Below are 8,795 nucleotides of genomic sequence, written 5' to 3' on the forward strand. Positions count from 1 at the left end.
GCCCTGTTCACCGTGGTGGTGAACAGGGCACCCGCTTTCCGAGCGTCAGACAGAGTCCACTTCGCCCAGGACCTTGCGCAGCGCGTCGATGACCTGGTCCTGCCGGTCGGCGCCGAGCGAGGGGTACATCGGGAGCGAGAAGATCTCCTTGGCGTACCGCTCGGTGACCGGCAGCGAGACGTCGGCCGACTCGGTGCCGGCGAACCCGGTCATGGTGTGGACCGGCCACGGGTAGCTCACGTTGAGCTCGATGTCGTGCTCGCGCAGCCGCTCGATGACGAGGTCACGCCGGGGGTGGCGGACCACGTACACGTAATGCACGTGGTCGTTGCCCTCCGCGGTGCTCGGAAGGACGAGCGAGGTGTCGCCCAGCGCCTGCGCATAGCGGTCGGCCACCGCACGCCGGGCGGCGATGTAGCCGTCGAGCCGCCGCAGCTTGCGGCGCAGGATCTCCGCCTGGACCTCGTCGAGCCTGCTGTTGTGGCCGGGCAGTGCCTCGACGTGGTAGCGCTCCTCCATCCCGTAGTAGCGCAGCCGCCGCAGTGTGCTGTCGACGTCGGGCCGGGAGGTGAGCACCGCTCCCCCGTCGCCGTACGCACCAAGGACCTTGGTCGGGTAGAACGAGTACGCCGCGGCATCACCGAAGGTGCCCGCGGGCCTTCCGCCCTGGCGCGCGCCGTGTGCCTGCGCACAGTCCTCCACGACCGAAAGGCCGTGGGCCGCGGCCACTTCGCCGACCGGCCCCATCGGCACGCACTGCCCGTAGAGGTGGACCGGCAGGATGCACCGGGTACGCGCGGTGACCGCCGAGGCGATCTGCGCGGTGTCCATCAGATAGGTCGCCGGGTCGATGTCGACGAACTTCGCGGTGGCCCCGGTGCTCGCGATCGCGACGACGGTGGGCGCGGCCGTGTTGGACACGGTGATCACCTCGTCGCCCGCGCCGATGCCCAGCGCCTCCAGCGCGAGCTTGACCGCGTTGGTCCCGTTGTCGACGCCGACGCAGTGCGCGGCTCCGTGGTAGCCGGCGAACTCCGCCTCGAAGTTCGCCACGCTCGGGCCGAGCACCAGGCGCCCGGACGAGAACACCGAGTCGACCGCTGCCAGGATGTCGTCGCGTTCGGCCGCGTACTCGTCTTGATAAGCCCAGACGGACATGGTCATTTCTTTTCGCCTCCCTACTCGCCCTGTGCTCCGGTGGGTCGCGCCGTCAACGCACCGGGGGCGAGAAGCTCGCCGGTCGCGGCGTCGCGCAAGGTGATCGCCTCCATCGGGCAGGTCGCGGCGGCGTCCGCCACGCTCTGCTCGGGGGCGACGAGTTCCTCGACGGGACGGGCCCGCCCCCGGTCGAGGCGCATGTGCCCGGCCGCCGTGCCCAGGCAGAGGCCGGTGCCCGCGCAGACCCGCCGGTCCACCACGATCCGCCAGGTCCGGTCAGTCATCTCCGCTTCCTCCCGCGCTATCCGCCACCGCGGGCGCGCTCCGCGCCTGCCGGTGCAGGTCGTCGACCGTCCGCTCCAGGCCCTCCTCGAGGGTCAGCCGCGGCAGCCAGCCGGTCACTCCGCGAAAGGCCGAGGAGTCGATCTCCATGCTGTGGAAATCGCCGAGCTCGGCGTACTCCGGCGACGGCACCGTCAGGACCTGCACCGGGGCCTCGCCGGTGCGCACCGATACGAGCTTCGCGACCCGGTCGAAGACCGCGCCGAGCGGCTCGCCACGGCCGCTGCCGATCATCCAGTGGCGGCCCACCAGTTCGTGCCCGTGGTCGACGGCCGCCGTGAAGGCCCGCGCCACGTCCTCGACGTGCAGCAGGTCGCGGCGCACGGACCCGTCGTGCCACATGGTGATCGGCTCGCCCGCGAGCGCCCGCCCGATCATCGCGGCCACCACGCCCTTCGATCCCACGCGGCCGGGCACACAGCCGATCACCGTGGGCAGCCGCAGGGTGAACCCGTGGACGTGCCCCGCCCTGGTCGCCGCTTCGAGGACCCGCTGGGCGGTGAGCTTTTGACGGTCGTACGAGCTCTGCGGCTCGTCGGGCTCCGAGCCGTCGACGCGGGTCGTGGCGGAGAGGCCGACCTGGCTCGCCGTCCCCGCGTAGATCACGGTGACCGGACGGCCGTCCGGTGCGGGGCGCAGGATCTCGGTGAGGCGGCGCATCGTGCCGACGTTGACCCGCTCGGCCGCGGAGCCCGCGCCACGCCAGTTGGCGCCGGCCGACATGTACGCGAGCAGGTGGATCACCACGTCGGAACCCTCCACCGCGTCGGTGAGCACCGCCTCTTCGGTGAGGTCTCCCGTGCGCACCTCGATGTCGGCGACGGCGTCCCGCGGGACGACCGCTCGGCTCCTCGACACGAGGCGCAGCCGCACCGGTCGGCGCGCGAACTCGCGGGTGACCGCCGCGCCGACGAATCCGGACGCGCCCAGCACGGTCACCAGCGGCCGCTGCGTGGCCTGTTCGTCGTGTCGTCCCGTCATGCGTCCGCTCCCTTCTCGTACAGCGACCTCTCCACGCGCAGCGAGGTCTCGTAGTCGGGAAGCAGCCCCTGCTCCGCCGCCTCGGCCAGGGTGGGTGCCACCCGGTCCCGTTCGGAGAGGACGAGGTTCTCGTCGTCCGCGACGGGCAGGCCCAGCGCCGGGTCGAGCACCGAGACCGCCTTCTCGTTCTCCGCCTTGTATCCCTCGGACAGCAGGTACGTGATGACCGTGTCCTCCAGGGCGACGAACGCGTGCCCGACGCCCGCGGGGAGATAGATGCCGCTGGGGTGCTCGGCGTTGAGCACGACGGATTCCCACTGGCCGAACGTCGGGGAGCCGACCCGCACGTCCACCACCATGTCGAGGGTGCTGCCCTGCGAGCAGTGGACGTACTTGGCCATTCCCGGCGGCGTCGTCGTGAAGTGGACACCGCGGGCCACGCCCCGGCGTGACTGGCTGTGGTTGGTCTGGCGGATCGGGAACAGTGCGTGGCCGGTCGCCTCCTTGAAGGCGGCCTCCTGGTACGGCGATGCCAGATGGCCGCGTGCGTCGGCGAAGTTCTGCGGTACGAAATGGAAGGCGCCGGCGATCTTCAGCTCACGAACGTCCATCACGGGACCCCCCTTCGAGGGTGTCGACTTCGAGAGTGCCGACGAAGAGCCCTGGGCCCGCGTTGCCCAGGTCGACGAACTCGGCCTTCAGTCCGGCATCGGCGAAGGCGCTCTCGTACGCGGACCTCGGGAAGAGCGCCATGGTGTGCTCGTCGGCGAAGTGCCAGATGCCCTCGCCCGGCCGGGCGAAGACGTAGTGGACCTCCATGTGGCTGCTGTCGCCGCGCCGCACGGAGTGGGAGACGCGCGAGATCGTCGTCCCCTCGTGCTCGAACGTGTCGCTGCCGATGTGGCCGGCGGTGAAGGTCTCCGGGAACCACCACGGCTCGATCGCGAGCACCCCGCCGGGCCGCAGGTGCCGTGCCATGCTGCGCACCGCGGCCCGCAGTTCGTCCGTACCGCTGATGTTGCCGATGGCGCTGAAGAGGCAGGTCACCGCGGAGAAGCGGCGGCCCAGGTCGAAGGTCCGCATGTCCGCGAGGTGCAGCGGTACGTCCGGCAGCCGTTCACGCGCGGAGGCGAGCTGGGCCTCGGCCAGATCGGCCCCTTCCACGTGGTCGAAGGCCGCGGCGAAGTACTGCAGGTGGTTGCCGGGTCCACAGCCCACGTCGAGCAGGTCACGCGCCTGGGGGGCGCGGGCCCTGACCAGTTCGGCGACGGTGGCGGCCTCGGCCTCGTAGTCCTTGCCCCGGCCCAGGTAGATCGCCTCGTAGAGCGGCGATATGTCGTAGATGGTGCGTGCGGAATCCACCGCACGCCGCCAGTCGGTCCCGGTCGTGTACATCGTCATCCGGTGCGCCCTACTTCCCCGCCCCGACGAGCGCCACCAGTCGGTCGACGATCTCGTACGGGCTCGGCATGTTCTTGATCTCTTCGCGTACGTCGTTAGTGGCGGCGGGCAGCGCCGTGTCCGCGAGCAGCGACTCCACGAGCTCCGGGCCGATCTCCTGGGGAGGTACGACGCGGGCGATGCCCCGCTGCACCATCGTGTCGGCGATGAGCGGGCGGGCGAGGCCCTTGAAGTCGGGGATCACCTGCGGGACGCCGTTCACGATCGCGCCGAGCGCGGAGCCGGGGCCACCGTGGTGGATGACCGCCGAGCAGTGCGACATCAGCGTGCTGTAGGGCGCCCAGCCGAACGAGCGGACGTTGTCGGGCAGCGGCCCGAACGGCTCGAGGTCCACCGTGGGCACGACCATGACGAACTCGGCGTCGGTCTTCGGTGCCATCTCAAGGACCTGCCGGAAGATCAGCGCGGCCTCCTCGGGCGCGGGACCGCTGCCGAGGGTGATGGCGATGCGCGGCACGGCGGGCGCGTTGGTGAGGAAGTCGAAGATCGGCGCGGGCAGGGCGCCGCTGCCGTTGTACGGGACGAAGCCCATCATCCAGGAGTCGGGGTCGGGGGCCGCGATGCTCGGCGGCGTGATGTCGATGGTGGCCTGCACCTCGGGCAGGTCGACGCCGTGCTGCTCGAAGAGGTCCGCGTGGACCTTGCGCATGATCTGTCCGGACGGCCGTACGAAGCCGAACTCGTGCTGCACCGCGGGGATGCCGAGCTTGGCGGCGGCGACCAGGCCGGGGGTCAGGAGCGGCGAGTGCACGATGACGTCGGGCCGCCACTCCTGCGCGGTGCGGATCATCCCCTCGACCATCTGGGGCTGCAGCCGCAGCGCGGCGGCGACCGCGCCGCCGATGATATCCAGGTAGTTGGCGTCAAGGGCCTCCGAGGCGAGCTTCGCGCCCAGCTCGGGGTGGTTCGCGGCGAGCTTGCCCTGCATCTGTCCCAGGGAGAGCCCCGGCGAGACGTCGACGGTGCGCACACCGGCCTCGCCCATCTCGAGTCCGGGCCCACAGGAGACGACGAGCACTTCGTGGCCCGCCAGTTGCAGGGCCCAGGCCAGCGGGACCATCGGGTAGGTGTGCCCGGTACCGGGGGTAATCGTCATCATTACACGCACGAGTTGTCACTCTCCGTTCGCGGCGGTGGGGCGGGGAAGGGCCGACGGCTTGCGAAGCGCCGGTACGGGGTGCTCCGGACGCATCCCGATCGCCATGGTTCGGGCGGGGCCTGCCTGGAGGACGGGCAGGCGCTTGAGGATGCGCAGCACGACCGGGGTGGTGGACTTTCCTTCGCCGCGGACCCACGGCTCAAGAAATCGGCTCTGCAGAAAGCGCTGCAGGCGCTGGGTGCCCACGGTCGGCAGGGTGCGGCGGCGCTGCACGCTCTCGAGGTGCTTGTCGGTCAGCCTGCCCTCGCGCAGCGGACCGGCGATCCGGTTCGCCGCGGCGACGGCGTCCTGCAGGGCGAGGTTGATCCCCACGCCCATGATCGGTGACATCGTGTGGGCCGAGTCCCCGATGCAGAGCATTCCGGGACGCCACCAGCGGTCGAGGCGGTCGATCTGTACGTCGAGCACCTTGACGTCGTCCCAGGACCCCACTTCGTGGACCCGGTCGGCCAGGAAGGGTACGAGCTCGGCGAGGTTCTCGCGGAACCAGTCGAGACCGCGCGCCCGGACCTCGTCGTAGCCGTCCTTGCGGACCGTGTACGCGACCTGCCAGTGGGCCTGGCGTTCGATGCGGACCACGAGCTGGCCGTCGGAGAGACGGCCGACCATGCCGCCCGGGTCGTCGGGCTTCTTGGTCAGCTGGAACCACAGGATGTCCATGCCGGAACCGAAGACGCGTGACTTCAGGCCGGCGGTCTCGCGCAGCGCGGACCGTCTGCCGTCGGCGGCCACGGTGAGGTCCGCACGCAGCTCCCGCTCGCCCTCGGCGTCTCGGTAGCGAAGCCCCGTGACCCGCTCGCCGTCCTCGATGACGCCCGTCACTTCGCTGTTGCGCAGGATCCGGAAGTTCGGGTACTTCTCCGCCTCCGCCAGGAGGAAGTCGAGGAAGTCCCACTGCGGCAGGAAGGTGATGTACTTGAACTTCCCCGGCAGTCTGCGGAAGTCCATCAGCTTGTAGGTGCCGTCGTCGGTGGTGACCTGAAGGTGATGGATGCGCTGGTGCGCCAGCTTCGTGAAGGCGTCGAGGAGTCCGAGCTCTCCCATGAGGCGCATCGTCGACGCGTGCACGGTGTCCCCGCGGAAGTCCCGCAGGAAGTCTCCGTGCTTCTCCAGGACCACCGTCTCCACGCCCGCCCGGGCGAGCAGCATCCCGAGCATCATCCCGGCGGGCCCGGCGCCCGCGATCGCGCAGGTCGTCCGACGTGTCTCCATCTCGCCTCCGATCGAGTCGTTGGTCACCGGTCAACTCCCCTTGTGGTGTGCGGTTTCAGTGCTTCGCCCCCCGCTTCTGGAAGAGCGCCTGCCAGTACCAGGTGTAGGGAACGGCCCAGGCGTCGGCGGCACACGTCCATCCGTCGGCGGGCCGGTAGGCGGCCATGAACTCGGGGGCCTTCGCCGCCACGGCGCGGTTGTCGTTGACGTCGATGACGTCCGTCAGGAGTCCCGGGCTCATCGCCCTGGCGATGGCCTGCTCGCCGCGCGCGTGCCCGTCCAGGCTCTTGTCCATGTACTTGCCGACCGGGTTGTTCACGTAGAAGTTCCGGCAGCGCCGGCCGATGAGGTCCAGGTAGTACCCGACGGTGTCGGCGTCCATCTCGGCGAGCGAATCGATATTTACGCAGAGATCGAAGGTGGCGTCACCGAGGGCGCTTTCGATGTCGCCGACCGGAATGAACGTGATCTTCGCGAACTCCGCGTCGTCCAGGACGGTCCTCAGATAGCGCCTGGAGACCTCCATCGTGGTCTCCAGGTCAATGATCGTGTATGACGAAATTTTGTGGTTCGAGAGGAAGGTGTGGCACGTGCGCCCGTACCCCGCTCCGATCTCAAGAACGTCCGCACCCGTCAACTCCACGCCGGTCTCGATGAATTCGAGGTCGAGGACCGCGCGCAGATAGTCGAGGCAGACCATCTCCCCGTCGTAGGTGACCGAGAACGGGTTTCCCACCTCGCGGTTGCCGATTCTGCGCAGCCGGTCCCAGTTCTCCGGGCTCAAGTGGGACGCGAGGTTGTAGATGAGCGTCTTGAGGTATCGGACGCCGTTGGTCTCCACGTCGAAGGACGTGAGGCGGTAGTTGACCTGGCTGGTCTTGAAGTCGGTGAGATCGTCGACCTGTTGGCCGTTGACCTGGTTCTCGCCGATGTACTTCCAGAGATCGTTGACGCGTGGCTGCGTAGTCATGACATTCCTCTTCGGGGGTGCGGGCTTCCGGGACGGTTCACCACTCGACGCGCAGGGCCTGTGGCGCTCGCGCGATCAGGCCCGGCTTCCACGGGACCTCCTCGGCCGGCCCGGCAAGGCGCAGGGTGGGGAGCCTCTCGGTGAGCCCCTGGAGCACGACCCGCAGCTCGGACCGGGCGAGGGCGGAGCCCAGGCAGTAGTGCATGCCGTGGCCGAAGCCCAGGTGCGGATTGCGTCCGCGGTCGAACCTGATGGTCTCCGGGTCGTCGAAGACGCGCTCGTCGCGGTCGCCCGCCGCGCGCTGGAAGATGACGGTGTCCCCCTCCTTGATGAGTACGCCGCCGATCTCGACGTCCTCGCTCGCGCGCCGGGGGAAGCTGCCGACCGAGCGGAGCGGGATGATGCGCAGCATCTCCTCGATCGCCGGGTCGATGCGCTCCGGGTGGTCGCACAACTCCGTGTAGAGCTCGCGCTGTTGGAGGAGGATGAAGCAGACGTTGGAGATCATGCTCAGCGAGGTCTCGTGTCCCGCCATGAGGATGCCGATGCCGGTCCGCACCGCCTCCATGTCGGAGAGCCGCTCTCCGTCCACCGCTTCGATGAGCACCGAGACGAGGTCTTCCTGGGGCTCTCGGCGGCGCAGTTCGATCAGCGACTTGAGGTAGTCCTCCAGCCCGTCACGCGCCTCGTCGATCTCCTCCTGGGTGTGGGCGGAGGTCGCGACGAAGACGTCGGAGTACTTGCGGAACGCGTAGCGCTCCTCGTACGGGATGCCGAAGAGCTCGGCGATCATCCTGACGGGCAGCGGGATGGCCAGGCGCTCCACGAGGTCCGCGGAGGGCCCTTCTTCCAGCATGGCGTCGATCTCCGCCGCCACGACCTCGCGCATCCGGTCGGTCAGCCTGGCCACCCGGCTCGGGACGAACGCGTGCGCCACGATCTTGCGGATCCGGCTGTGGTCGGGCGGGTCCATGGTGAGCAGGTTCCCGGGCCGCAGCGGCAGCGGGGTCACCCTGCTGGTGTCCGGTGCCGTCGCGGCATAGGAGCTGAACCGCGGGTCGGAGAGGAACTGCTTGATCTCCTCGTAGCCGGTCAGGAGCCAGGCCTCACCACCATAGGGCATATGCACCCGGGTCACCGGTTCCGTGCGAGCCAGCTCCAGATAGCGGGGGTGCAGATCTAGGCGCGATACCGGGCCGAAGGGGTAGGTGGGCGCATGGCTGCATGTCTCCGTCACCGTGGGTCACCTCCTGTGCACTGCCCGGCTGAATGCCGGGCGTCGATGGAACGTCGGTGGAATGCGAATACCTGCGCGCCGGAATTCAGAATTCCAGCTGTTTACAGGGATGAGAAATCAAAGCCGAGGCCCGATTGCCGAGCACAGGGATCTTCTCACGCAGAGACGGGGACAATGCGATGTTCGATGGCTCAAAGAGCACACCGCAGCGGAATATGAAGCTCCGGAAAAATAACTGCAGATAGGGAACAAAGAAAGCGGGGAGGGCCGTGAGG

The 8,795-nt window shown here is 69.0% G+C and carries 10 protein-coding genes; all 10 read right to left on the minus strand.

Going from position 1 to position 8,795, the window contains the following annotated elements; all coding sequences use genetic code 11:
• Positions 1-45: 45 nt before the first annotated feature.
• A complete protein-coding gene (locus ACFUPX_RS43415) occupies positions 46-1,164 on the minus strand; it encodes a DegT/DnrJ/EryC1/StrS family aminotransferase (protein WP_383335162.1) in 1,119 nt (372 codons plus the stop codon).
• Positions 1,165-1,178: 14 nt separating this feature from the next.
• A complete protein-coding gene (locus tag ACFUPX_RS43420; RefSeq protein ID WP_383335164.1) occupies positions 1,179-1,442 on the minus strand; it encodes a ferredoxin in 264 nt (87 codons plus the stop codon).
• A complete protein-coding gene (locus ACFUPX_RS43425) occupies positions 1,435-2,481 on the minus strand; it encodes an NAD-dependent epimerase/dehydratase family protein (protein WP_383335166.1) in 1,047 nt (348 codons plus the stop codon). Before ACFUPX_RS43425 ends, ACFUPX_RS43420 begins: the two co-directional genes overlap by 8 nt.
• A complete protein-coding gene (locus tag ACFUPX_RS43430; protein WP_383335168.1) occupies positions 2,478-3,092 on the minus strand; it encodes a dTDP-4-dehydrorhamnose 3,5-epimerase family protein in 615 nt (204 codons plus the stop codon). Before ACFUPX_RS43430 ends, ACFUPX_RS43425 begins: the two co-directional genes overlap by 4 nt.
• Positions 3,079-3,882, minus strand: a complete 804-nt coding sequence (locus tag ACFUPX_RS43435) for a class I SAM-dependent methyltransferase (protein WP_383335170.1) — start codon at positions 3,880-3,882, stop codon at positions 3,079-3,081. The genes ACFUPX_RS43430 and ACFUPX_RS43435 overlap by 14 nt, the downstream gene beginning before the upstream one ends.
• 10 nt (positions 3,883-3,892) lie before the next feature.
• Positions 3,893-5,041, minus strand: coding sequence for a nucleotide disphospho-sugar-binding domain-containing protein (locus tag ACFUPX_RS43440; RefSeq protein WP_383335172.1), 1,149 nt, complete (start codon positions 5,039-5,041; stop codon positions 3,893-3,895).
• Between the two features lie 15 nt (positions 5,042-5,056).
• On the minus strand, positions 5,057-6,340 hold the full coding sequence (locus ACFUPX_RS43445; RefSeq protein WP_383335174.1) for an FAD-dependent oxidoreductase: 1,284 nt from the start codon (positions 6,338-6,340) through the stop codon (positions 5,057-5,059).
• Between the two features lie 28 nt (positions 6,341-6,368).
• Positions 6,369-7,283 (minus strand): putative sugar O-methyltransferase, encoded by a 915-nt coding sequence (locus ACFUPX_RS43450; protein ID WP_383335176.1) that lies wholly within the window; start codon positions 7,281-7,283, stop codon positions 6,369-6,371.
• Between the two features lie 37 nt (positions 7,284-7,320).
• On the minus strand, positions 7,321-8,520 hold the full coding sequence (locus tag ACFUPX_RS43455; RefSeq protein WP_383335178.1) for a cytochrome P450: 1,200 nt from the start codon (positions 8,518-8,520) through the stop codon (positions 7,321-7,323).
• 85 nt (positions 8,521-8,605) lie between these two features.
• On the minus strand, positions 8,606-8,795 hold a 190-nt coding region (locus tag ACFUPX_RS43460), incomplete at its 5' end, for a hypothetical protein (protein ID WP_383335180.1).

The organism is Streptomyces sp. NPDC057302 (genome assembly GCF_042667685.1).
Taxonomy (GTDB): Bacteria; Actinomycetota; Actinomycetes; order Streptomycetales; family Streptomycetaceae; genus Streptomyces.